Annotated in this window: 21 protein-coding genes; 11 read left to right on the plus strand and 10 right to left on the minus strand. The window is 42.4% G+C overall.

Annotated features, from left to right (window positions below):
* Positions 1-80: 80 nt before the first annotated feature.
* The 4 genes from ACFQZX_RS08215 to ACFQZX_RS08230 all read left to right on the plus strand — a co-directional run bounded on the left by ACFQZX_RS08215 (position 81) and on the right by ACFQZX_RS08230 (position 3,956).
* Complete coding sequence (locus ACFQZX_RS08215; RefSeq protein WP_377113651.1) at positions 81-677, plus strand: Crp/Fnr family transcriptional regulator; 597 nt, start codon at positions 81-83, stop codon at positions 675-677.
* 67 nt (positions 678-744) lie between these two features.
* Positions 745-1,032 carry a hypothetical protein gene (locus ACFQZX_RS08220; RefSeq protein WP_377113654.1) on the plus strand — a complete coding sequence of 96 codons (288 nt, stop codon included), beginning with the start codon at positions 745-747 and terminating at the stop codon, positions 1,030-1,032.
* Positions 1,033-1,105: 73 nt separating this feature from the next.
* Positions 1,106-2,113 (plus strand): amidohydrolase family protein, encoded by a 1,008-nt coding sequence (locus ACFQZX_RS08225; RefSeq protein ID WP_377113657.1) that lies wholly within the window; start codon positions 1,106-1,108, stop codon positions 2,111-2,113.
* A gap of 13 nt (positions 2,114-2,126) precedes the next feature.
* A complete protein-coding gene (locus ACFQZX_RS08230) occupies positions 2,127-3,956 on the plus strand; it encodes an ABC transporter ATP-binding protein (protein ID WP_377113660.1) in 1,830 nt (609 codons plus the stop codon).
* A 5-nt stretch (positions 3,957-3,961) separates the two neighbouring features.
* Here the strand turns inward: ACFQZX_RS08230 and ACFQZX_RS08235 are convergent, their stop codons facing one another.
* From ACFQZX_RS08235 to ACFQZX_RS08270, 8 genes are all read right to left on the minus strand, one after another.
* Positions 3,962-5,722, minus strand: a complete 1,761-nt coding sequence (locus ACFQZX_RS08235) for a HAMP domain-containing sensor histidine kinase (RefSeq protein ID WP_377113662.1) — start codon at positions 5,720-5,722, stop codon at positions 3,962-3,964.
* Positions 5,719-6,852, minus strand: a complete 1,134-nt coding sequence (locus tag ACFQZX_RS08240) for a sensor protein KdpD (RefSeq protein ID WP_377113664.1) — start codon at positions 6,850-6,852, stop codon at positions 5,719-5,721. Before ACFQZX_RS08240 ends, ACFQZX_RS08235 begins: the two co-directional genes overlap by 4 nt.
* 72 nt (positions 6,853-6,924) lie before the next feature.
* Positions 6,925-8,007 carry a porin gene (locus ACFQZX_RS08245; protein WP_377113666.1) on the minus strand — a complete coding sequence of 361 codons (1,083 nt, stop codon included), beginning with the start codon at positions 8,005-8,007 and terminating at the stop codon, positions 6,925-6,927.
* A 69-nt stretch (positions 8,008-8,076) separates the two neighbouring features.
* On the minus strand, positions 8,077-8,634 hold the full coding sequence (locus ACFQZX_RS08250) for a K(+)-transporting ATPase subunit C (RefSeq protein ID WP_377113668.1): 558 nt from the start codon (positions 8,632-8,634) through the stop codon (positions 8,077-8,079).
* Positions 8,635-8,638: 4 nt separating this feature from the next.
* Positions 8,639-10,669, minus strand: a complete 2,031-nt coding sequence (gene kdpB / locus ACFQZX_RS08255; protein ID WP_377113670.1) for a potassium-transporting ATPase subunit KdpB — start codon at positions 10,667-10,669, stop codon at positions 8,639-8,641.
* 10 nt (positions 10,670-10,679) lie between these two features.
* The gene (kdpA, locus tag ACFQZX_RS08260) at positions 10,680-12,398 is read right to left on the minus strand and encodes a potassium-transporting ATPase subunit KdpA (protein WP_377113672.1); all 1,719 of its coding nucleotides are present in this window, start codon (positions 12,396-12,398) and stop codon (positions 10,680-10,682) included.
* 11 nt (positions 12,399-12,409) lie between these two features.
* A complete protein-coding gene (kdpF, locus tag ACFQZX_RS08265; protein WP_377115305.1) occupies positions 12,410-12,487 on the minus strand; it encodes a K(+)-transporting ATPase subunit F in 78 nt (25 codons plus the stop codon).
* Between the two features lie 254 nt (positions 12,488-12,741).
* Positions 12,742-14,073: a sigma-54-dependent transcriptional regulator gene (locus ACFQZX_RS08270; protein WP_377115308.1), complete on the minus strand. Its 1,332-nt coding sequence runs from the start codon at positions 14,071-14,073 to the stop codon at positions 12,742-12,744.
* Between the two features lie 96 nt (positions 14,074-14,169).
* Here ACFQZX_RS08270 and ACFQZX_RS08275 point away from each other — a divergent pair, with 96 nt between their 5' ends.
* Entirely contained in the window at positions 14,170-15,057 is an 888-nt protein-coding gene (locus ACFQZX_RS08275) for a glycoside hydrolase family 25 protein (protein ID WP_377113674.1), read from the plus strand.
* Positions 15,058-15,077: 20 nt separating this feature from the next.
* Here the strand turns inward: ACFQZX_RS08275 and ACFQZX_RS08280 are convergent, their stop codons facing one another.
* Positions 15,078-15,353 (minus strand): CHC2 zinc finger domain-containing protein, encoded by a 276-nt coding sequence (locus ACFQZX_RS08280; protein WP_377113676.1) that lies wholly within the window; start codon positions 15,351-15,353, stop codon positions 15,078-15,080.
* A gap of 335 nt (positions 15,354-15,688) precedes the next feature.
* Here ACFQZX_RS08280 and ACFQZX_RS08285 point away from each other — a divergent pair, with 335 nt between their 5' ends.
* Positions 15,689-16,792: a spore photoproduct lyase family protein gene (locus ACFQZX_RS08285; RefSeq protein ID WP_377113679.1), complete on the plus strand. Its 1,104-nt coding sequence runs from the start codon at positions 15,689-15,691 to the stop codon at positions 16,790-16,792.
* Positions 16,793-17,002: 210 nt separating this feature from the next.
* Positions 17,003-19,651: an alpha-L-rhamnosidase gene (locus ACFQZX_RS08290; RefSeq protein WP_377113682.1), complete on the plus strand. Its 2,649-nt coding sequence runs from the start codon at positions 17,003-17,005 to the stop codon at positions 19,649-19,651.
* A 70-nt stretch (positions 19,652-19,721) separates the two neighbouring features.
* On the opposite strand, the gene ACFQZX_RS08295 is transcribed toward ACFQZX_RS08290, so the two are convergent.
* The gene (locus tag ACFQZX_RS08295) at positions 19,722-19,997 is read right to left on the minus strand and encodes a hypothetical protein (protein WP_377113684.1); all 276 of its coding nucleotides are present in this window, start codon (positions 19,995-19,997) and stop codon (positions 19,722-19,724) included.
* A 262-nt stretch (positions 19,998-20,259) separates the two neighbouring features.
* On the opposite strand from ACFQZX_RS08295, the gene ACFQZX_RS08300 reads away from it, so the two are divergent.
* The 4 genes from ACFQZX_RS08300 to ACFQZX_RS08315 all read left to right on the plus strand — a co-directional run bounded on the left by ACFQZX_RS08300 (position 20,260) and on the right by ACFQZX_RS08315 (position 25,224).
* The gene (locus ACFQZX_RS08300) at positions 20,260-21,357 is read left to right on the plus strand and encodes a zinc-dependent alcohol dehydrogenase (protein ID WP_377113687.1); all 1,098 of its coding nucleotides are present in this window, start codon (positions 20,260-20,262) and stop codon (positions 21,355-21,357) included.
* Positions 21,358-21,360: 3 nt separating this feature from the next.
* Positions 21,361-21,846 carry a hypothetical protein gene (locus tag ACFQZX_RS08305; RefSeq protein WP_377113689.1) on the plus strand — a complete coding sequence of 162 codons (486 nt, stop codon included), beginning with the start codon at positions 21,361-21,363 and terminating at the stop codon, positions 21,844-21,846.
* A gap of 139 nt (positions 21,847-21,985) precedes the next feature.
* The gene (locus ACFQZX_RS08310) at positions 21,986-23,050 is read left to right on the plus strand and encodes a glycoside hydrolase family 43 protein (protein ID WP_377113691.1); all 1,065 of its coding nucleotides are present in this window, start codon (positions 21,986-21,988) and stop codon (positions 23,048-23,050) included.
* 26 nt (positions 23,051-23,076) lie between these two features.
* Positions 23,077-25,224, plus strand: a complete 2,148-nt coding sequence (locus tag ACFQZX_RS08315; protein ID WP_377113693.1) for a glycoside hydrolase family 31 protein — start codon at positions 23,077-23,079, stop codon at positions 25,222-25,224.
* Position 25,225: the final 1 nt, after the last annotated feature.

Below are 25,225 nucleotides of genomic sequence, written 5' to 3' on the forward strand. Positions count from 1 at the left end.
CAGCCGTATTTTCACTTAGGTGAAAAAAAGAGCTTGACTTTAACTATATATTTGATTAATAAAACTTGAGGCTTGATCAAATGACTGATAGAAGCGATCTGCTTTTCCGGCACCTGCGGGATTTTGCCCCGCTTAATGATAAAGATATTAACGATAGCAGACTGTTGTGGAAAGCGCGAAAAATTAACAAAGGCGACTTTTTTAATATGCAGAGCATGGTATGCAATGACCTTGGATTGGTTGTTAAAGGAATATTCAGGATATATTATCGTCACCCCAATAATGAGGGAGATAAAAACGTGTTTTTCTTTTCAGAAAACCAGTTTGTTGTTTCCTTCAGAAGCTTTGTGTCACGCAACCCCTGCTGGTATTATATCGAGGCGATGGAAGATTCAGAGATCTACTTTATCTCTCATAAGGATCTTAACATGCTTTATGAAAGTCATTCAAACTGGGCAACCTTTGGCAGGCTCCTGGCCGAATCGTTTTTTACTATTGCACAAACCCGTACAGAGGAGTTTATCTTTTTTTCGCACGAGCAGCGGTATCTCAGACTGCTCGAACAACATCCGGATATCATCAATCGTATTCCAGCTTATCATATATCATCTTATCTTGGTATCACTAACCCTTCGCTTAGCCGTATCAGGAAAAGAATTGAAAGTAAGAATGGCTAAACCTGCTACTTTCAAAAAAAACATGCACAATTCTTTTTTAAAGCTAATTTCAACGAAATTTATGTGAATGGAAACTTTAGCTGAATTTAAAACATCGTTAAGTTTAGAGCAACCGGATAGCCAACTCCCGGTTCAATTGAAAAGCCTTTGGTATGATGGTAAGGGCGATTGGCATAAAGCACATGCACAGGTTGATCATTTAACAGATCAGGCATCGGCCTGGGTACATGCTTACTTACACCGCAAAGAGGGCGACATTTGGAATGCCGATTACTGGTACAGCCGTGCGCGCCAAACCCGCCCAAACATACCTTTAGAAGAAGAGTGGGAACAATTGGTATCCTATTTTATTTAATGACATAACCCATCATGAATGGCCCTTAATCATCTATCACAACAAAATGCATCACAGGCTGTTCATTAAAGATATGAGGATAGTTGCTATTGAAGAACACGTTTCTTTTCCTGAATTGTCTTATTTATTGCCTGATAAAGTTAGAGCAGGCAAAGCGCCATCTGGCCCGGCCATGCAAATGATGCCTAAGCTTGAAGACATCAGCGGCGAAAGATTGCGATCCATGAACGAGTCGGGAATAAGTATGCAGGTATTATCGGTTGAGAATACTGATGTCAACCTGCTCGACGCCGGCTCGGCACCGGCGTTTGCGACAGCATACAATAACCTGCTGGCAGCTAAGATAAAAGACCACCCGGAACGCTTTACAGCTTTTGCACATCTGCCAATGACCGCACCTGATGCGGCAGCAGATGAACTGGAACGTGTGGTTAAAACTTACGGCTTTCGCGGCGCCATGATTCGCGGGCATACCAATGGCGAGTTTCTCGACGCGCCGAAATTTGCCCCAATATTTGAAAGGGCCGAGCGACTGGGCGTACCCATATACATTCATCCGGGCTTGCCACCAAAAGCGGTGATGGATGCCTATTACTCAAATGTAGGTGATATGCAAGGCCCATATGATGCTATAGCGTGCTGGGGGTGGGGGTGGCATTCAGAAACGGCCATACATGTATTACGGCTTTTGGCAGCAGGTATATTTGACCGCTATCCTAAACTTAAAATTATTATTGGGCACATGGGCGAAATGTTGCCAATGATGTGGGCAAGGGCTGAGAGAGCCTTTCAGCCGGGCAGCGGCGGCAAAAACCAGCGAGCCCTGAGCGAAACATTCCGAGAGCAGCTTTTTATAACAACGAGCGGTTTTTTTACGCAACCGCCTTTGCAGATAGCGTTAGATACCATAGGTATCGATAATATACTGTTCTCGGTAGATTATCCGTTCAGCGCTAATCAAATGGGTGTGGACTTCCTGAACAACATTCACCTGCCTGCCGAACAATTTGAAAAGATTGCGCATGGTAATGCCGATAGGATACTTCAATTGGATAATTTTCAGGTAGATAAAATTGATTAGTTTGATGCAATAAATGGCGCAACGAAATCAAAACAATAGCACTGTTACTCTAAAAGACAGGTTGCGAGCGCTGCGCAACCTGCCGGCTTTTTTTAAGCTGGTATGGCAGGCAGGCCCCGGCATGATGCTTACAAACATTTTGCTGCGCTTTGCCAAAGCGTCTATCCCTTTCTTATTGCTTTATATCGGCAAACTCATTATTGATAGGGTGGTTCAGCTAAGTACCGGGAATGCATTATTTGCCGCAACCGAAGTATGGAAATTAGTAGGCGTGGAGTTTGCCCTTGCTATTCTTTCCGACGGTCTTACACGCGCTATTACACTTATCGACAGCCTGCTTGGCGACTTGTTTGCCAACCACACATCGGTGCGTATTATGCAGCACGCAGCACAGCTTGATCTTGACCAATTTGAAGATGCTGTATTTTATGATAAACTTGAACGCGCCCGGCAACAAACCGTAGGCAGAACAATTTTGCTTTCGCAGGTAATGAGCCAGGTGCAGGACCTGATAACTATTGCCTTCCTGGCGGCGGGTTTGATCGTGTTTAACCCATGGCTTATCCTCTTACTTATTGTTACCATATTGCCGGCGTTTTTGGGCGAATCTTACTTTAACGATCAAACCTATGCGTTAAGCCGCAGGCAAACCCCGCAGCGCCGCGAACTGGATTACCTGCGTTACATTGGCGCAAGTGATGAGACGGCCAAAGAAATTAAAATGTTTAGCCTGGCCGGGTTTATTACCGATCGTTTCAAAGTGCTTTCAGATAAATTTTACGTTGATAATAAACGGATATCTATTAATCGCTCTTTGTGGGGCACTTTTTTTGCCTTGCTGGGAAGCATAGGATATTATGGTGCTTACATATTCATCATCCGGCAAACCGTAGCAGGAGCGCTGAGCATTGGCGAACTAACTTTTCTGGCCGGATCATTCCGGCAGTTGCGTACCTTGCTGGAGAGTATTTTAAGCCGTTTTACGGCCGTGTCTCAAGGCGCTATATACCTCACAGACTTTTTTGATTTTTTTGAGATAAAGCCTAAAATACACAATGCGGATAAACCCCGTCCTTTTCCAGATCCAATAATTACAGGATTTACGTTTGATAATGTCGGATTTAAGTACCTGCATACCGAGCGTTGGGCGAACCGAAACTTAAACTTTACCCTGCACCCAAATGAAAAGCTGGCATTGGTTGGTGAAAATGGCGCTGGAAAAAGTACACTTGTAAAACTATTGGCACGGTTGTATGACCCCACCGAAGGCCGCATCCTTCTTGATGGATATGACTTGCGTGAATATGACCTGAACGACCTGCGGAAACATATTGGTATTATCTTTCAGGACTTTTTGCGCTACCAGATGACGTTTTCTCAGAATATCGCAGCCGGTAATATTGATGAGCAGACAAACGAAGAGTTGATAAAACGTTCGGCCACCCAGAGCCTGGCGGATGAGCTGGCTAAAAAGCTGCCAGGCGGCTACGAGCAAATGCTGGGCAGGCGTTTTGCTGAAGGTGTAGAGTTATCCGGCGGCGAATGGCAGAAGGTTGCTATTGCCAGGGCTTATATGCGCGATGCACAGCTGATTATACTGGATGAGCCAACTTCAGCGCTTGATGCCCGCGCAGAGTTTCAAGTATTTGAAAGATTTACTGAACTGACCCGTGGTAAAATGGCTGTACTCATCTCACACCGTTTCTCCACCGTGCGCATGGCCGACCGTATTATTGTACTGGATAAAGGAGAAATTGTTGAGATTGGTTCGCATCAGGAGTTACTGAAAAAGGCTGGCCGTTATGCGGAGTTATTCGAGCTGCAGGCCATTGGCTATCAGTAAATATTTTACTTGCTGCCTGGTAACTCAAAACTAAATGTGCTGCCCTCACCAATGGCGCTTTGCACCCAAATATGGCCGCTTTGCGCTTCTATGAAATCTTTGGATATAGCAAGGCCGAGCCCCGATCCGGTTTTGTTCTGTCCGTCTGTAGGTACTTGAAAATAGCGGTCAAATAAACGTTTTTGATATTGCTCATCAATTCCCTTACCTGTATCCCTTACAGAAAATATTACCTTATTATCCTGAGCAACTATACTGATCACAATTTTTGATTTCTCGGCGCTGTATCGTAAAGCGTTTGATAAGAGGTTGACCAGCACCCAGGCGGTTTTTTCTACATCTACCATTATCATTGGCAGGTTTTCATCCTTAATTACCTGCAGGGTCACTTCTTTTTGTTGTGCCTGAAAACTTACCGATGATAGGGCATAATCTACTATCTGCTCGGGTTTAACGCTTAAAAAATTTAACTGAAGGTTGCCGGTTTCTATTTGTGAAAGTTCTAAAAGTTCGCTCGTGATTTTCAGTAAGCGGTCGCTGTCATCTTTAATATGTTCCAGCAGTTGTTGCTGCTCTGTATTGATGTGACCTATCCGTTTATCCTTCATTAGTTTTAAACTCATTTTGATAGATGAGATCGGCGTTTTTAGTTCGTGTGATATGGTAGCTATAAAATTGGTCTTTGCTTCATCCCGCTCTTTAAACTCTGTTATATTTTTAAGTATATACACATTGCCTGCACGTGTTTTTGCAATATTCAGGGTCTGTATACCATTAGCTGATAGGTTAGGCACCCAAATTTCTCTGACTTGTAGCTGAAAATGAGCGTCTTTGCCATCTATAACCACTTTGAATGGTTTGCCCTCTTTATCCTGACCGATGATTGATTTAAACAGGTCGTTCCTTTGTGCAACATCAGTAACAGATCGTTCTATCGTCTGCTCTGCACCTAAATTGAGGATTTTTTTTGCTGCCGTATTAATAAATAGTATCTCCTGGTTTTCATTAACTCCGATAATTGCATCTTCCATTTGCTCGATAATAGTTTCGATGCGTAGTTTCTCAGACATTAATTTAGACAGATTGCTGTTCTCCCACTCATTCAGCCTGATCACCATATCATTGAATGCATTAGCTACTTCAGCAAACTCATCATTTTTTGCAAAGTGTATACGCTGGCTATAGTTTTTTTGACCGATAGCCCTTATACCTGTAAGCAAAGTATTTAAAGGGTTAAGTATTATACCTGGAAAATTAAAGCTGAAGCTAAATAATATAAGGAATGTAAACGTAACAGCCAGGCCTAAAAACATGGCCCCCTGATCAATTGACGTATGCGCGGCCTCATTTTTATTCACAATGGCCTTCATGTTTATCGTTTCTATCTGCCTTATATATCTGCGGGCAGCTTTTTGTGCCTGTAAAATGTCAGTTATAGAAGTTTGCTTACTTTTATCCTGCAATTGCCTGAAGGATTTCATCAAGCCCTTCACGTTTTCTTTTTCACCGGGTTCGGTCAGGTTGCGCGCCTCTTTGGTTAGCTGGGTATTAAAATTTTTTATCGCAACACTATTCAGCGGGAGCGTGTTCTCATCTAATATATTCCGCATCTCGCGGCAATAGCTCAGGCTCTCATAGTTATCCTTTAAAATAATTTTAGCGCTGTTTGATATCCGGTTGATATAATACATGCATACAGCCCCAAAAAGCAGCACAACAATAAATAAAAAGCCAAAACCTAACCGGAGTTTATTTTTTACTTTCATGATAGTATCACTAAATCAGTTTCAGTAGCTGCTATTTTTTTCAGCAACTGATTAAATACGGTTGTTCTTAAAATTATCTGAAATAAGCTTAAATGCGGCTTGCCAATACAAATAGTAGTAATATCCCGTTCTTCTGCAATTTTCATAATGGAAGCTGTAGCCTCGTTACTTTTTAGCTTAATAACTTCTGCGCCCAATTCGGTAGCAAGTTTAAAGTTATTAATTAAATGCCGTTGCTTATCAAGCTTAATTCTATCTACACTTTCGCTGCTGCTTTGTACATACAGCACTATCCACGGCGAGCGGTAGTAGGAGGCAAGCCTTGCCGTTTTACGTATCACTATTCTGGCAGTTTCCGCGTTAGATGATATACAGGCTAAAAATCTTTCGGGCCTTAATTTTATTTGTTTAGGGACCTCAATATCAATTTTCCTTTCCAGGTGATGGGCTACCTCTTTCAGCGCTATCTCGCGCAATTGAAGTATTTTTTCATTCTGGAAAAAATTGTTCAACGCACGCTCTATCTTGCTTTTATCGTAAATCTTGCCTTCTTTTAAACGGTCTATCAGCTCATCTGCGGTAAGGTCGATATTTACTATTTCGTCGGCCATCTCCAAAACCTTATCAGGGATACGCTCGGTTATAGGCACGCCGGTAATCTCTTCAATCTCCTGGTTTAAGCTTTCCAGGTGCTGTATATTTACTGCTGTAATAACACTTATCCCTGCTTCAACTATGTCCAGCACATCCTGCCAGCGCTTATTATTTTTACTGCCCTCAATATTGCTATGGGCAAGTTCGTCCACAATTACTACTTCAGGGTGGCGGTTAAGGATAGTTTGCAGGTCCATCTCCTCCAGCTCTTTCCCTTTGTAAAATATTTTGCGCCTCTCAATGATGTGTAAACCATTTAGTAATGCCTCGGTTTCGGTACGCTTATGTGTTTCTATGTAACCTATTTGAATATCGATTCCATTACGTTGCAATGCATGTGCCTCTTGCAGCATCCGGTAACTTTTGCCAACACCGGCACTCATGCCGATATATATTTTTAGCTTACCCCGCCTTGATTTTTTAATCAGGTCGATAAACTCTTTAACCGAATTAGCGTTGTTTACATCCTGCGGCATTGTAGCTTATGCTTAATACTGTTTAAAATTTAAAACGGATGGCGCAGCCACCCGTTTATTGATAAATCATTATCAAAAGGAAACTGCAAAACTTGCAGTAACCAATGAGTTATGATTAGTTAGATTTTGCTGTTTTACAAATAGCTCATCCTTGCTATCATAAATTTTCCCTTCAAGGCGTATGAGGGCGTTTGCAACTGGCGCATAATCAATGTTTACGGAGTAACCTTTTGTATCAAAGCCGTGTGTTGTCCCCGTAGCGATCAACATTCCGTCCTTGTCCTGATAGTACTCAAAGCGTCCGGCCAGGGCCCATTTGTTTGCAAACTGGTACCGCGCAATGGCTACCGGCGAAATAATATGATGATGATCATTACTTCCTTTTGACTTTTGCTGCGTTCCGTAATCAAATCCTGCTGTCAGGCCCAAACTGCTTGTAACCTGAAAGATAGCATAAAAGTTGTTATAGAAACGACGCACCCTAACCGAGTCAGCGCCTTCAGTGCCTAAATAATTGCTATAATTAAGCGTAAGCATATTGGTAGGTTTATAATTTAACTGTATACCACCCGCCGGTTTGCTATTGCCATCCTGCCTGTTGATGCGCTGCCATCCGTTAAGATACAAACCTGTAAGTGTTAACTTGCCATTGTTTGTTATATAAGTGAGTTTAGCACCCGATTCATAGTAAGGTGTATTCTCTGAAGCAATATTTCTGGTAAGCACCCAGCAATCTTTAGATGTAGCGCTTTCAAAGCCGATGTGTGATGCAAAGATACCGCCATCCAGCCAAAGATTTGCTGTTTTTGAAAGTCTGATACCGGCGTTAGCCTCAAACACATTTTTTAAAACACCCTGCTCGGCAGCGAGATTGGCATTGGCATAGGTGCCTGCCATTAATGCCAGATTAGCACGAATATTCCCGTTATCATAATTTGCCTTGATAAAGCCAAGATTAAGGTTGACCTCGTTATGACGGTTATGCGAGTACACAAAACCAGGTCGTGTGTTATTTGCAGGGCGATTAAAATCGAACCCGTAATACAACTCGGCATAACCGCTGATAGTTAAGTTGCTTGCTTTCTTTACAGTATCCTGTGCAGTTGCAGTAATGGTGCAGCCTAAGATGGCAGCAGCCAATAAAATTTTTTTCATTTGATAAGTTATTTAATGCGGCAGCGAAGCTGCGAATAAGGCATATAGCGCACACGGCGCCTGATGATTTTATTTCTTTAGCGCATCTAACGCTATATTGAGTTTAAGTACATTTACAGTTTGTGGCCCAAATAGCGGTTTTTCTGTATGCTGCTTTACTAATCTGGCAACTTGCTCTTCAGCAAGCCCTCGATTTTGAGCTACCCGACGTACCTGAATAGTTGCTCCGGCAGGTGATATATCGGGGTCCAGGCCACTGCCTGATGCCGTTACCATGTCGGCAGGTATATCCTTCCGTTTAAGATATGGGTGATATTTTAATAAGGTATCCACCCTGTTACTTACCTGTTTCAGATAATCGGGATTTGTTGGCCCTTTATTTGAACCGGCTGAGCCTGCCGCATTATAATCAACCGCCGATGGTCTTCCCCAAAAATATTGTGGTTGATCAAATTTCTGACCTATGTTGGCATAACCAACCATTTTGCCGTTTATGATAATAGTTTCTCCGTCGCCTTTTCCGGGTGACAATTTACCGGCAAGGGCGATGAATACAGGGTATAATACACATAGTAAAACGGTTAATACCAGTGTAAGGCGTAAAGATTTTATGATATTTGATTTCATGATTTCAGAACATTAAAGAGATCAACAGGTCAATTAATTTGATACCGATAAAAGGCGCTATTACACCACCCAACCCATAAATAAGCAAGTTGCGGCGCAACAAAGCGCTTGCCCCGATAGGTTTATATTCCACACCTTTTAATGCCAATGGTATTAACATGGGGATGATAATGGCGTTAAATATCACTGCCGATAATATGGCGCTTTCCGGGCTATGCAGCCGCATAATATTGATGCTTTGCAATGCCGGTATGGATGCGATGAACAATGCCGGTACTATGGCAAAGTATTTGGCCACGTCATTAGCAATAGAGAATGTAGTGAGCGTACCACGGGTTATGAGCAATTGTTTGCCAATTTCAACCACCTCGATCAGTTTAGTCGGGTCGTTGTCCAGATCAACCATGTTACCGGCCTCTTTAGCGGCCTGTGTGCCGCTGTTCATGGCCACACCTACATCTGCCTGTGCCAGTGCCGGGGCATCATTGGTACCGTCGCCCATCATGGCTACAAGGCGGCCGTTTTGCTGCTCATGTTTAATATAGTTCATTTTATCCTCAGGCTTGGCTTCGGCAATAAAATCGTCCACACCGGCTTTCTCGGCAATAAACTTTGCGGTGAGCGGGTTGTCCCCGGTAACCATCACGGTTTTGATACCCATTTTGCGCAGCCGTTCAAAACGCTCGGCAATACCTGGTTTAATGATGTCCTGTAATTCAATTGTGCCCAATACCCGGCCATTTTGTGCAACTACCAGCGGCGTGCCACCGTTTGATGAAATAGCCTTTACCCGTTCTTCCACTTCAGCGGAAACTGTATTACCTGCTTTTAAAGTTAGGTTACGTATAGAGTCGAATGCACCTTTGCGGATCTCTGTACCGTCGGGCGTATTGATGCCGCTCGAACGGGTTTCTGCAGTGAATTTAATGAACTCAGAGCCCTCTGGCGCTTTAAGGCTAAACCGGGCCTGTTTATCCTGGGCAAGCTCAATAATTGATTTACCCTCGGGGGTTTCATCAGCCAGTGATGATAAAACCGCCGCTTTTACCAGGTCATTATCTGAAATGCCAGGCGCTGGCCAAAATTGTGTTGCTTTACGGTTGCCGATAGTAATAGTTCCTGTTTTATCCAGTAACAGTACGTCAATATCCCCGGCAGTTTCAACCGCGCGGCCAGATTTGGTTATAACATTTGCGCGCAACGCCCGGTCCATACCCGCTATACCTATGGCCGATAGCAAACCCCCGATGGTTGTAGGAATCAAGCAAACAAAAAGTGATATCAACGCGGCTATAGTGATGGGCGTATTGGCATAGTCGGCAAAGGGTTTAAGGGTTACACAAACTATAACAAATATGAGTGTAAAGCTGGCTAACAGGATAGTCAGAGCTATTTCATTAGGTGTTTTCTGCCTCGACGCGCCCTCAACCAGGGCGATCATTTTATCCAGAAAGCTTTCGCCGGGCTGAGTGGTTACTTCAACCTTGATACGGTCGCTCAATACTTTTGTGCCGCCGGTTACGGATGATTTATCACCCCCGGCTTCACGGATAACAGGGGCAGATTCACCTGTAATTGCCGATTCATCTATCGTGGCCAATCCTTCAATAATTTCACCGTCTGTGGGGATAGTATCCCCCGCTTCGCAAATAAATATTTCGCCTTTACGAAGCTCGTTAGATGATTTTTTTGCCACACTACCATCAGGCATTAAAACATTTGCGGGTGTTTCTTCACGCGTTTTGCGCAGGCTATCTGCCTGGGCTTTACCACGGGCTTCGGCAATTGCCTCTGCAAAATTGGCAAACAGCAATGTAAGCAGCAGGATAATGAATATGACAAGGTTATAAGTAAATGACCCCTGACCCGTATGGGTAAAGCTGTAAAACGTCATATACAGCATTATCAGTGTGCCTATCTCTACCGTGAACATTACCGGGTTGCGCAGCATTATTTTGGGGTTAAGCTTCACAATGCTTTCCCTTAATGCACTTTGCACAAGCGCCGGTTCAAATAATTTATTCTGGGTTTTCATTTCGTCAGGATTATTTTGTCATTGAAAAAAACTCTGCAATGGGGCCTAAAGCCAGTGCAGGGAAATAAGATAATGCGTTAAGCACCAGTATTACAGCCAGTGTCATGATACCAAAGGTGGTTGTATCAACTTTTAAAGTACCGGCAGATTCAGGCACATATTTCTTTTGTGCCAGCAAACCCGCAATGGCTACCGGCCCAATTATTGGCAGGAACCTGCCCAAGATAAGTACAAAGCCTGTAGTTACATTCCAGAAAATATTATTATCACCTAAACCTTCAAAACCTGATCCGTTGTTGGCGTTTGCTGAAGTAAACTCATATAACATTTCTGAAAACCCATGATAGCCCGGATTATTTAACCATGCCGACGGTTTAACCGCCCAATTGGCATTACCGTTATGCATAAACACATAACTTGAAAGCGCTGTGCCAGCCATTATCAGCAATGGGCTTAACAGCGTTATCAATGCCGCGATCTTTACTTCACGCGCCTCAACTTTGTGTCCTAAAAACTCTGGTGTACGGCCAACCATCAAGCCTGAAATAAATACCGCTATTATCAGATACACAAAGTAGTTAAGTATACCAACGCCGCAACCACCAAAAAAGCCGTTGATCATCATGCCCAGCAACTGCCAAACTCCTGTTAGCGGCATTGTACTATCGTGCATGCCGTTTACCGAGCCGGTTGATACAATGGTGGTAAGCGTGCTCCAAAAACCGGTAGCCATTGGGCCAATGCGTACCTCTTTACCTTCCATTGCCCCGGTTGCCTGGCTAATGCCCATTTTGGCAATATTAGGGTTGCCGCCAAGCTCACTGCTTATAGTAGGTATAATTAACATTAATGCACCAACCAGCATTACGCTAAATATTACCCACCCTAATTTTTTTCGGCGAATGAAATAGCCAAATGCCAGTATCATAGCCATAGGGATAATCATCTGCGACACTATCTCAACCATATTGGTTATGTAGTTAGGGTTTTCTAAGGGATGTGCCGAGTTGGCGCCAAACCATCCGCCGCCATTAGTACCTAAATGTTTTATAGCAATCATTTGTGCGGCTGGTCCGCGCGATACATTCACCGTATCACCCTGCATAGATATAAACCGGTCTTTACCCGAATAACTGCTTGGGGTGCCGTTAAATGCCAGTATTGTTGCTACTATTATTGATAGCGGAAGCAATAAACGGGTTATTGAGCGTACAAAAAATTTCCAGAAATTTCCCAGGTCGGTAGTTGTCTTATCACGAAAAGCTTTAAATAACGCAACTGCGCACGCGATGCCCGTTGCTGCACTTACAAAGTGTAAAAACATTATTATAAAGTGTTGTGTAAGATAGGTTAAGCCACTTTCACCACTGTAATGCTGAAGGTTACAGTTTACAACAAAGCTAATGATAGTGTTAAAGGCAAGGTCGGCACTCATGCCTGGGTTGCCATCAGGGTTGAGAGGCAGCTTATCCTGATACATCAAAACAAAAAAACCATACACCAGCCAAAGCAGATTAATGGTCATCATGGCTTTCAGAAACTGTTTCCAGTTCATGGGTTCGTCGGGGTTTATGCCAGATAATTTATAGATAGCCTTTTCTACAGGCTTCAAAAAATCTGTCCATACTTTTTCTCCGGCAAACATTTTGGCCAGATATTTTCCAAGCGGAATAGCAATAACCAGCATCAGTATAAACGAGGCTATTATTCCATATAGTTCTGTGTTCATTTTAAGAGCGGTTAAAATTTTTCGGGTTTAAGCAGTACATACACCATGTATATAAAAACTGCTACTGAGATGATAAATAATATAAGCATGGTAATCAGATTTTTTCGAACCAGTCGATAGATTTGAAGATGAACCACCAGCTGATAAGGATGGCGATAAATAGAAGTATTGTGATCATTTTTTAAATGTTTTTGACCACTATAGGCAAAGGAGGTACCAGTAAGATGTTATTTTTATAACCTGCTGATAATAAGTGGTTTTAAATGAATTTTATTAAGAGGGATTTATACATAAACAAAAAACCCTACCAAAATGGAAGGGTTCTTTTTCATTATAGAATAGATTAACCGAGTTTATACTCGTCTATTTTGCGATAAAGTGTCGTAACTCCAATACCCAGTAAACGGGCTGTTTCAGCTTTATTGCCGTAGGTATGCGCAAGCACTTTCTGAATATGCTGCTTTTCTATATTGGCCAGGTCAAGTGAGTTGCTGCTGGCATTGTCATAGTTAAAGTCGGGGGGTAATAGGGTGGGTGTTAAGGTGTCTTCATCTGCTAATATTACAACACGTTCTATTACATTTTTAAGCTCCCGTATATTGCCCTTCCAATGATGCTTGTTAAGCAGGCTCAAGAAGTCTTCGTTCATTTTTAACGGTCTTTTCCCTGTTTTAGCAGCAAATTGCTTTAAATAATACGCTGCCAATAATTCAATATCGCCTTTACGGTCATTTAGGGATGGTAGCCAAATAGTGAATACGGATAGACGATAATAAAGGTCTAACCGGAAACGTCCTTCATCAGCCTCCTTTTTAAGATCGCGATTAGTGGCTGCAAGTATGCGGACATTAACACGGGTAGTTTGCGTATCGCCAACTTTTATAAAAGTTTTGCTTTCGAGCACCCGCAACAATTTAGCTTGTAATTCGGGGCTCATTTCGCCTATTTCGTCTAAAAATATGGTGCCGTGCTGGGCTTCTTCAAATAAGCCCTTTTTATCTTTAAGGGCGCCGGTAAATGCGCCGGCTTTGTGGCCAAATAATTCGCTTTCCAGCAACTCTGCCGTAAAGCTGCTGCAATTAATAGCTACAAAAGGCATTAACCTGCGTTCGCTTTCATGATGTATAGCCGATGCAAATACCTCTTTGCCGGTCCCTGTTTCTCCTAAAAGTAATACGGTAGTGTCGGTAGCTGCTACTTTACGTGCCAGCGAAACAGCCTCAGAAACGGCCTTGGAGTTGCCGATGATACTATTGAAGTTTTGTCTTGCAGTTGCCTTTACCTCTTCTTTAAATTTTTCTGATTGCCGTAAGGCTTTTTCAATCGCCTGGTTAACCAAGGGTATTATCCTGTCGTTATCATCGCCTTTTGTTATGTAATTAAAGGCGCCATTTTGCATAGCTTTTACACCATCAGCAATAGTTCCGTACGCGGTGAGGTTGATTACTTCTACGTAAGGTTTCTTTTCTTTAATTGTTTTTACCAGTTCAATGCCGTTTACATCAGGCAGCTTTACATCACTTATCACCAGCAAAACGTCCTCCTGCTGTAATAGCTTTATGCCGTCTTTACCGTTGAATGCCTGTAACACCCTAAAGCCTTCCAGACTTATAATTCGGGAAAGGAGATCGTTCAGCTTTTTTTCGTCGTCTATGATCAGGATGGTGTTTTGCATACTTACAGTATCTGCCACAAAGCAATAATATTATACAATAGTATAGCTTTATTCTTACACCAGGCAACTGCTTCAAATTTTTATTTCCTTAAGTTTATGGCTGGCGTATATTTGCGCGTGCCTGCCGCTAAAAAGAAAACAACAAGTGCCCCCCGAAAGAGAGCCGTCAAGAAAAAGAAGAAAAATAATTACCCTTACATAAAGTGGTACTTAATTATACTTGCCTTTGCTATTCTGCTATCGCCCTTTTATTATGGTTATATATTTAAAACCTTCTCTGCCTCGTGGCGATGGATAAAAGATATTGGCACACCGCCATCAGGGCGTGTATACAAAAGCTTCGGGATTAGTATCCCTGAGGGTTACAGCATACACGGTATTGATGTATCGTACGCGCAAGGTAAAATAAACTGGCAAAAGGTGAGCAGAATGCATGAAGATAGCGTAGCGATTAAATTTGCCTTTATAAAAGCTACTGAAGGGTTGCTGACTGTTGACCCTTATTTTAAACGTAACTGGCGCGAAGCCGCTAAAACGGGAATTTACTGCGGGGCATATCATTTTTTCAGGGCTAATAAAAATGGTTTGTGGCAGGCGAGATTCTTTTTGCAAAATGTACAGATTGAAAATGGCGACCTGCCCCCGGTTGTTGATGTTGAACGGTTAGACGGCAAGTCTGCTTCCGCTATGCGAAAAGAACTGAAAGATTTTTTAAGGTATGTAGAGTCAAGAACAAACGTACAACCTGTTATTTATACAGGCCTTAGTTTTTATAATGATTATCTGCGTGGCTTTTTCGATGATTATCCGCTATGGATAGCACATTATAACAAGCCAAAACTTAAGGTGCGCTCAAATACCAACTGGAAGTTTTGGCAGCATTCAGAAACCGGGCACATCAACGGTATTGGCCACACTGTTGATTTTGATGTTTTTAAAGGCGATAGCCTTGCACTTAAAAAGATGCTTATCAATAGTAAATGATCAAAGTTGCAGGCCGATAATTATATCGCACCCACAACCTTAGCTGCCGGGAAGTTTTTGCTGGCGAGCTTGGCAATTATCTCGTTGCGAGTTTTACCTTCAATAGCCATCATAAATTCTATTGGCCCGCCTTCGGCGCCGCAACCAAAGCATTTAAAAACGTTACTTGCCGGTATCACCATCAGCGATGTGGTTTCATCCTTGTGGAAGGGGCAGCGGCCTTTAAGTGCTTTACGGCTCTGTTGTAAAAGCACATGTCTGGAGACTATTTCAACCAGGTTTAACTGTTCTGTCATTAGTGAAAATTCGGGCTGCAAACATAATAAAGGCCGTTTTTACTTGCAACGTAAATATGGAAAAGTTGCAAAATTTACAAACCGGTTAAAGTCTTAAAATCAATCAGACATCGTAGAAATATTTATATAATATAATTTTCAATCAATTATGGTAGCGTTTGGCTTTTCAGCAGCACTCGGCCTGCTGTTGATTGCAAGAATTAGTAGACCGCTCAAAGAAGCAGTACATTAGGCTTAAAGTGATGTGTATTTGAAATATCAAAGTTTAACTTACAGAAGTTGGGTGAATATAGCATCTTACAACATAAAGTTTTAAGATCAATTAAATTTATTTTTTGGTACGATACTGGCTTTTAATAGGTATGCTGCACGAAAAGAATATTGACCATCTGTTAACCATCCACGAAATCTATCATGAACCCAACATACATGAGTATGCCCGCGGCAGGGAAATTTTGGCAAGGTATCCGGATGCTAAACTGATTGAGGTGAAAACTCACAACCAGATACCCGAGTTGTTTGGTTTTGCCGGTGCGGTTGAAGACTGGCTATGGAATAAAAAAAATGTACTGATCCTCGGCGCTAAGCACAGCCTTAGTGCCCGGCCAAATACACGCAGTTCGCATTGGGTGGCGCCATCTCAATCTAACGGGTGCGCTATGTCCTGCTCGTATTGTTATGTTCCGCGCCGAAAGGGTTATGCAAACCCCATAACCATTTTTGTAAATATTGAAAAGATAATGGGCTATCTTGAGCGCCACGCCGGCAGGCAGGGAAAGAAGCTTATTCCGGACCATATAGACCCTGAGTACTGGGTATATGAAATAGGAGAGAACGGAGATTGTTCTGCAGATGTCGCGATATGCGATAACGTAAAGGATCTTATACATTTGTTCAGTGGGTTACCTAATGCAAAACTCACTTTTGCTACTAAATTTGTCAACCGCGACTTATTAACTTACGACCCTCAGCACAAAACCCGTATCCGCTTTAGCCTGATGCCGCATCAAATGTCAAAGCTTGTAGATGTCCGTACTACGCCGATAAGCGACCGCATAGCTGTGATGAACGAGTTCCGGCAGGCTGGTTATGAGGTAAATGCTTCATTTGCGCCGGTTATTTTTTATGAGGGATGGCTGGAAGACTGGCGTAAGCTTTTTGATGAAATGAACAATGTTTTGGATGAGGAGACAAAACGCCAGTTGGCCACCGAAATTATTTTCCTGACTCACAATCAGCAATTGCACGAAGTGAATATGGACTGGCACCCTAAAGCAGAAGAAGTACTCTGGCGGCCGGATATACAGCAGGTAAAATATAGCCAAACAGGGCAGCGTAACGTTCGGTATAAGAACAATTTAAAACGGGAACTGGTTAACGAATTACTGAACCTGTGTACCGAAATGATCCCTTACTGCTCAATACGTTATGCTTTTTAACCACAGGTGCAGGCATTGGCTGTAATTTAGTAACTTATTACGCAAACCTTAGTTCTGATTAAAGGATGCGTTTTTTTTAGCACATACAAGACAGTTGGGCACAGCTGTATGGTCTTGATTGGTTATTTTAGCAATCCATTATATACTTAATTATAGATGTTTCTTTCTACCAATCGCATTTTTTTTAATTTAAGTTTAGCCATAAGTTTATTGTTCGCAGGTTTTCATGTCAATGCTGCATCCGGTGGGGCGGTCAATTTGAAGTGCGAGCACCTTGTTTCTCCCATAGGTGTGGATGAAAAGCACCCAAGGCTTTCATGGCAAATAAACGATAGCAGGCAAGGTGCGCTTCAAAGCGCTTATACAGTGTTGTTGTCAACAGATTCAGTACAACTTGCTTCGGGCAAAAACCTGGCATGGAACTCCGGTAAAGTTAAATCTTCAGCTATTTTAATAGCTTACCATGGGTCCGCACTACAACCATTTACACGTTACTATTGGAAAGTGCGTACCTGGGACAAAAACGGTGCTTTGCAGAATGATAGTAAGATCACTTTTTTTGAGACGGGTATGATGGGAATAAACAACTGGACAGGCAGTTGGATAAGCGATGGTGGCAGTATTAATACACTTAAAGCGCCATATTTCCGTAAAACGTTTAACGCAATAAAAAAAGTACATTCGGCACGGGCATATATAGCTGTTGGCGGTTTGTATGAGCTTTACATTAATGGCGAAAAAATTGGCAATCATCGCCTTGACCCAATGTATACCCGTTTTGACAGGAGGAACCTTTACGTAACTTACGATGTTACCAAACAGCTTCAGGATGGTAAAAACGCGATTGGGGTAATACTTGGTAATGGTTGGTATAATCATCAGTCGCTTGCGGTTTGGAATTTCGACCGAGCACCCTGGCGTCAACGGCCAACCTTTTGCCTCGACTTAAAAATAACTTATGAGGATGGCACTACACAAACCATATTTACCGATGAAAGCTGGAAAACGCACAGTGGCCCTATCGTGTTCAATAGCATTTATACCGGCGAACATTATGACAGCCGCCAGGAAATACCCGGATGGAACACCGTAAATTTTGACGATAGCAAGTGGCTTGAAACTTCTTATCGCGCAGCACCTTCTAAAAATATCGTAAGCCAGGTAATGGTCCCAATCAGGAATGTAGAGGAGATAGTGACAAAGTCAATAATGAAATTCAGCGATACTAATTATGTAGTTGATTTTGGCCGTAATTTTTCAGGCGTTAGCCGTTTAAAACTGCGGGGAGACAGTGGTACTGTAGTGCGTATTGCCCATGGCGAAAGGCTTTACAAAGATGCCGTAAAGAAAGGGCATGTAGATCTTTCAAACATTGATGTTTACTACCGCCCTAAAGATAATACCGACCCATATCAAACAGATATAGTAACGCTTAATGGCAAAGGCACCGTTGATTTTATGCCTCGATTTAATTATAAAGGTTTTCAATACGTTGAGGTGCATAGCAATAAGCCGATACAACTACAAAAAGAAGATGTGACCGCCTACTTTATGCATAGTGATGTGGAGCCGGCCGGGCGCTTAAGTTCGTCTAACCCGCTTATTGATAAGCTTTGGGCGGCTACTAATGCCTCGTACCTCTCAAACTTGTTTGGTTACCCAACAGATTGCCCGCAACGCGAAAAGAATGGCTGGACAGGTGACGGACATTTTGCTGTGGAAACCGGCTTGTTTAACTTTGATGGCATTTCGGTTTATGAAAAATGGCTCGGCGATCATCGTGATGAGCAGCAGCCCAACGGTGTGCTGCCTGATATTATCCCCACAGGCGGCTGGGGATATGGTACTGCCAACGGTACCGACTGGACCAGCACCATTGCCATCATTCCATGGAACCTGTACCTGTTTTACGGTGACAGCAAACCGCTGGCTGATAATTACAACAACATCAAAGCTTATGTTAATTATGTAAACAAAATCAGCCCGACCGGCTTAACCACTTTTGGCAGGGGCGACTGGGTGCCAGTAAAATCATCTTCATCTTTAGAGTATACGTCATCTATCTATTTTTATGTAGATGCAACCATATTATCAAAAGCTGCAGCCCTGTTAGGCAATATCAAAGATCAACAATATTATAGTCAGCTTGCGGCCAGGATCAGGAAAGCTATTAACGATAAGTATTTCGATAAAACCAGTTGTACTTATGGAAGTGGCGTACAAACTGAGCTGAGCATGGCCCTGCAATGGAATGTAGTGCCTGATGAGTATCGCACTAAACTGGCCGAAAATCTTGCGAAAAGAGTAGCAAAAGATCGCATGCATATAGATGTTGGTGTATTGGGCGCAAAAGCCATTCTTAATGCCTTAAGTGCTAATGGACAAGCGGAAACCGCTTACAAATTAGCCTCGCAGGATACTTACCCGTCATGGGGGTGGTGGATAGTGAACGGTGCTACCACATTGTACGAAAACTGGGATATCAATGCTTCAAGAGACATCTCCTTAAACCACATGATGTTTGGCGAAATAGGAGGATGGTTCTTTAAAGGCCTGGGCGGTATCAATGTAGATGAAAAGCATCCGGGCTTTAAAAATATATTGCTAAAACCAAATTTTGTAGCAGGCTTAAATTACTTTACAGTTAGCCATAACGGGCCATACGGTAATATTATATCATCATGGAAAAGAGAAGGGAAAAATGTTGTGTACGATGTGACAGTACCGGCTAATTCATCAGCGGATATCACATTTCCTGACGCTGATAATTCAAAGGTAAATTTAAATGGGGCAACTATTAATAGTAAACTGCCTTATCACGTTGTTGCGGGTGTATACCGCTTTAATGTGCAGTACTAATTCTGTTATATAATATATAGTAGTGTTTTATAAGCCACATAAGTTAGTATTGATGTGGCTTATAAGACAGTTAAATAGACTGTATATACCCGCTGATTGCGGCACCTATTTTTTCAACCAGCTCATCTTCCAGGCTGCCATCCTGCTGCTCCCAGCATTCCGGCGCATCACATGTTTTTGTCAATGTGCATAAATGTTCGTTGCCGCTTACTATAATGTAATTGTCGTTACAGGGTACAACCAGCAAATTACTGTAATCGCCTGTCTCGTAAAGGTCTAATTCTATATGAAAGGCCTCTTGCAGTGTTGTATGTTCTGAAAATTCAAAGTCGTCTTCTTCAGTCATTTCTCAGGTTTTAACTTATAAAGTTTGCTATGGTAGCGAAAATTATTAAGCTAACAATGCAATGTTTTATATAGTTTTTCTTAAAAGTTAAATTTATTAAACATTGGTGGCATTTATTTGTTGAAAAATAATACTGCCGATATTTTACAATTACCTACCGGTACAGAACGCAAACTGATTGTTTAACCATAAGTATTGAATCACTGTTATGTTAGCTATGGATTATAGGGGCCCTTACAGGGTCAGAACGGTACAAAAACCAATGCCCGAAATATTGCACCCCGAGGATGCAATCGTGCGGGTGATACGTACCTGCATTTGTGGATCAGATCTTCATTTATACCACGGAATGGTACCTGACACGCGGGTAGGATCAACCTTCGGTCATGAATTTACTGGCATTGTTGAAGAAGTTGGCCCAATGGTAAGAAACCTCAAGGTAGGGGATCAAGTACTGGTACCTTTTAATATTGCCTGCGGAAAATGTAATTTCTGCAAACAGGGTTTGTATGGCAACTGCCATGAATCTAATCCAATGGCAACTGCAGTAGGCGGTATTTTCGGATACTCGCATACGGCGGGCGGGTTTGACGGAGGGCAAGCCGAATATGTCCGTGTGCCTTATGCCGATGTTGGCCCTACAGTTATCCCTGCGGATATGGACCCTGATGATGCTGTTTTACTGACCGACGTTGTGCCAACCGGCTATCAGGCAGCAGAAATGGGCGGCATAAAACAAGGCGATACTGTGGTTGTTTTTGGTGCCGGGCCTATAGGGATAATGGCAGCGCGTTGCGCCTGGTTTTTCGGTCCGTCACGCGTAATCGTTATCGACCATATTGATTACCGGTTGGAGTTTGCGAAGAACTATGCAAAATGCGAAGTATATAATTTTAAATCTCTGGAAGACCCGGTAGTATTTCTTAAAAAAACAACCGACTGGTATGGCGCCGATGTTTGTATAGATTGTGTAGGTTGCGAGGCTGAGGGAAACACGCTGCAAACCTTTAGCGGCAGGGTAGCCTTAGCCCAGGCCGGTGCAGCTACCGCCCTGCAATGGGCCATAAATTCGGTGAAAAAGGGCGGTATTGTATCTGTTGTAGGCGTTTACGGGCCTCCATTCAATTTAGTACCTATCGGTAATATTTTAAATAAGGGCATTACACTACGGGCCAACCAGGCGTCAGTTAAACGTTTGCTGCCTAAGCTGATAGATCATGTACAAGCAGGAAGGCTTAAGCCAAGCGAACTGATAACACACCGTATACCGTTAGAAGAGATCTCTGATGCTTATAATATTTTTTCATCAAAGCTTGATAATTGTATAAAAACGGTATTAATTCCATCACAAAAATCTTAAGTCATGACAACTGCAGAAGAACAATATAAAAGTATACCAGGGTGGGGCATGGATGCCGACCCTGAAAATGAACCAACGTACCCTATGAAAAACTACACCGGCGACGACCATAAGCGCCTACGGTACGATCGTTCTGCGCAACAACCGGCTGAAGTAGAGATTTTAAAATCCAACGAACGGCCAACTTTATCTGCCGTATTTGGTACCTCAGTGCCGCCAAGCGGGTTGAGCGGCGCTATACGCCGTTATGCTTTTAAGCATAGCGAAGACCGGTACCGTCATTGGATACCATTGATACTGGCCGACAGGATAAATGTTTATGAAGGTATTATTGATGATATCAAGAAAGGGCATTTCCCCAACATATTAGCCGAGCGCGGCATAAAGGCGGAATGGAAGTACAATAAAGCAGGCTTACTGAAGAAAGTGCTGATAGGTACTTTTGTTACAGCTGCCGTTTTTGCTTCCTTAAGCCGGAAGCGGAAATAATATTTGATAGTTAAGCATAAAATCAATTTAGCTCGCTTTTAAAGCGGGCTTTTTTACTTTACAGACCTTGATTTTAAGGTCGCGGAAAGTTATCTTGCCTGCGTCTATTGCTTATGATGTCCGATATCAATTATTACCTATGAAAATTGTTACACTTATACTGATCATTACATGTTTTCATACTTCTTTCGCACAAACATCTGGTATCAATCAGGCTATTGATAAAAATGGCACGCAAATATGGATGCTTACTTACTTCAGGCAACGATATCCAACTCGTATCGAGATAGACCCACAAGGTAAAACAGTTGAAGTACCATTACCAAACCCAATGCTGAATGCCAGATTACACATAGCCCTGTCTACTGATGGAAGGCACTGGACTTCTTTAAATAATAACAAGCCGATATGGGATCAGCAAATGCGCGATCAGTTTATACACCGGGGCACAGACGGTCTGTGGCGTTTAATAGCTACCGGCGGCGGTGGCTCAAAAGAGGACAGGCAAAAATATGGGCCAACTTGTTTATACGCAACTTCTACAGATCTGGTACATTGGAAAGCGGAAAGCTATCTGCACCTGATGAAAGACATACGTGATGAAAATAGTAATATGGTGCGTAATATATGGGCACCCGAGTTTTACTATGATGAAGCTACCAAGGAATATACGCTTTTCTGGTCATCAACCTTTGAAGATGCTGGATGGAAAAAAAGCAGGTTGTGGTATTGTAAAACCCGCGATTGGAAAACTTTTACACCAGCTAAAGTTCTTTTTGCTCCGCCTTACTCGGTTATCGATGGTACGCTTCTTAAGCATGAAGGAACCTATTACCTGTTTCACAAAGAAGAAATGTTTGGCGCCCAGACAGGTGAGCGCAGAGCTATAAGATTAGCTACCTCCAAGAACCTGGAAGGCCCGTATAAGGTTTATGAAGGGCCACTGAACAATGGACAGATAGTGCCTGCTATTACTGAAGGCCCGAGTATTATGCCTGATCCTGTGAACCCTAAAGGGTGGTTATTGTTGTATGATTACCCTATGGCGGATAAATATGGTATCTCATCATCGCCCGACTTGATGCATTGGACTATCGAAAATAACATATCGCTGCCGCCGGATGCAAGGCATGGTAGTGTTTCGCAAATAACCAAACAAGAAGCCCAAAGCTTGTTAAAAGCTTTTCCAAATTCAATTAAATAATCATCTATCCCAAATAATCATTATCCATGTTAAAAATTAAAAGGCGCTTTTATATCTGCATAGTTGTATTAAGTTACTGTACAGCTTTATTTGGGCAGAGTAAACAGGTAACAGAACTTGCACCGGGAGTCAAAAAGATCACTGTCGGTTCAATTGATAAGTTTACCCCTTACAGCTTTTGTGATGAAAAACCGCAAACAGCGGCTATGGAAAAGTTAAAAGCTGGCAAGCTGCCATTTGATATCAACAACATAGCTGTCCAGATTACAGATAGGGGCGTTTTAGTTGATGTGCCTTTGGATGCAGATGAGCAATTGTATGGCTTTGGTTTGCAGATAGGATCTTTTAACCAGCGTGGCTTGCGCAAAAAGCCTATTGTAAATGATAATCCGTCAAATGATTTAGGTTACACTCATGGCCCCACTACATTTTACATTTCAAATAAAGGGTACGGTATATTAATAAACACAACGCGTTATACTACTTTTTACTGCGGCACCACAGAAAAAAATTTGGCAACGAACAACATTGCTAAGGCTACGGGTGGAGGTAATTCTGTAGAGGAGCTTTACAGTAATAAAAATAACGCCGAGGGCTACGTGGAAGCAGATATACCCGGTGCAAAAGGTATTGAGGTATTTGTATTTGAAGGGCCTGATATGATAAGCGTTATGCAGCGTTATAATCTTTTTTCGGGTGGTGGCGCCATGCCAGCTATATGGGGCTTAGGTGTTAAATACCGGGTTAAGGCTGATTTTAAGCAGGACCAGGTAAAGAATATCGCTAATTATTTTCGTAATAATCACATCCCGTGCGATGTGTTGGGTTTGGAGCCTAAGTGGCAAACAACTGCCTACTCCTGCTCTTATGTTTGGAATCCTGCTTACTTCCCGGCGCCAAAACGGTTGATTGACAGCATGAAGTTGCAGGGTTTTAAGTTAAACTTATGGGAGCATGCTTTTGTTAATCCGGCTTCTCCGTTGTATACACCACTCAAAAAGCGTTCTGGCGACTACCTGGTATGGGGTGGCCTGGTTCCTGATTTTGCTGATACTTCTTCCGCAAACATATTTGCCGCATATCATGATAAAACGTTTGTTAAAGAGGGCATCTCAGGCTTTAAAATGGACGAGTGTGATAATTCAAATATTTCTTTCGGCAATGCAACCTGGAGCTTTCCGGAGCATAGCCGCTTTCCGTCTGGTATTGATGGTGAGCAAATGCACCAGGTTTTCGGTTTGCTATATCAAAAAAGCATTTACAATATATATAAACATGCAAATATCAGGACTTATCTCGACGTAAGGGCCTCAAACGCATTCGCATCATCTTATCCGGCTGTTTTATATAGTGATACTTACGATCATGATGAATACATCAGGATGGTAGTTAACTCTGGTTTTTCGGGTATGTTATGGTCGCCGGAAGTGCGTGAGTCAAGCACTATTGCTGATCTTATGCGACGCAGCCAAACGGCGGTTTTGTCGGCCCAAACGCTTTATAACTCCTGGTACCTTAAAAATCCACCATGGCTGCAGATCAAAATAGACGAAAATAATAAAAATCAGCTGATGGATAACTCAAAGCAAATTGAAGCTGATGTTCGTAAACTGCTGGAGTTTAGGATGAGCCTGATACCTTACCTGTACGACGCATTTGCAGATTACCATTACAAGGGCATTCCGCCTTTCAGGGCCTTAGTAGTAGATTATCCTAATGATAAAAGAACATACAATGTGTCCAATGAGTACATGATAGGGCAAAGCATATTAGCGGCGCCACTTACCGAAAAGCAAAACGAACGCAAAGTATACCTGCCTGCCGGTAACTGGTATAATTTTAATACAGGTGAAAAGCTGGCCGGCGACAGTACTTATACCATAGCTACATCATTTACCGAGTTACCCATATTTATTAAAGAAGGTACGATATTACCACTTGCCAAACCGGTTGAACACGTGTCTGCTGATACAAAGTTTGAAATAACCTGCCGTGTTTATGGGAATGAGGCAACCGGCAGCTTATTTGAGGATGATGGCGTTACGTTTGACTATAATAAAGGCGGCTATAACACTATATCACTAAATTACAAGAGCCGGAAAGGCACTGCAAACCGTAAAGGAAAGTATAAGTTTAACAGATACTTTATAAAAAGCTGGCAAGTGATCCGTTAAA

Source organism: Mucilaginibacter litoreus (genome assembly GCF_042676805.1).
In the GTDB taxonomy this organism is placed as follows: Bacteria; Bacteroidota; Bacteroidia; order Sphingobacteriales; family Sphingobacteriaceae; genus Mucilaginibacter; species Mucilaginibacter litoreus.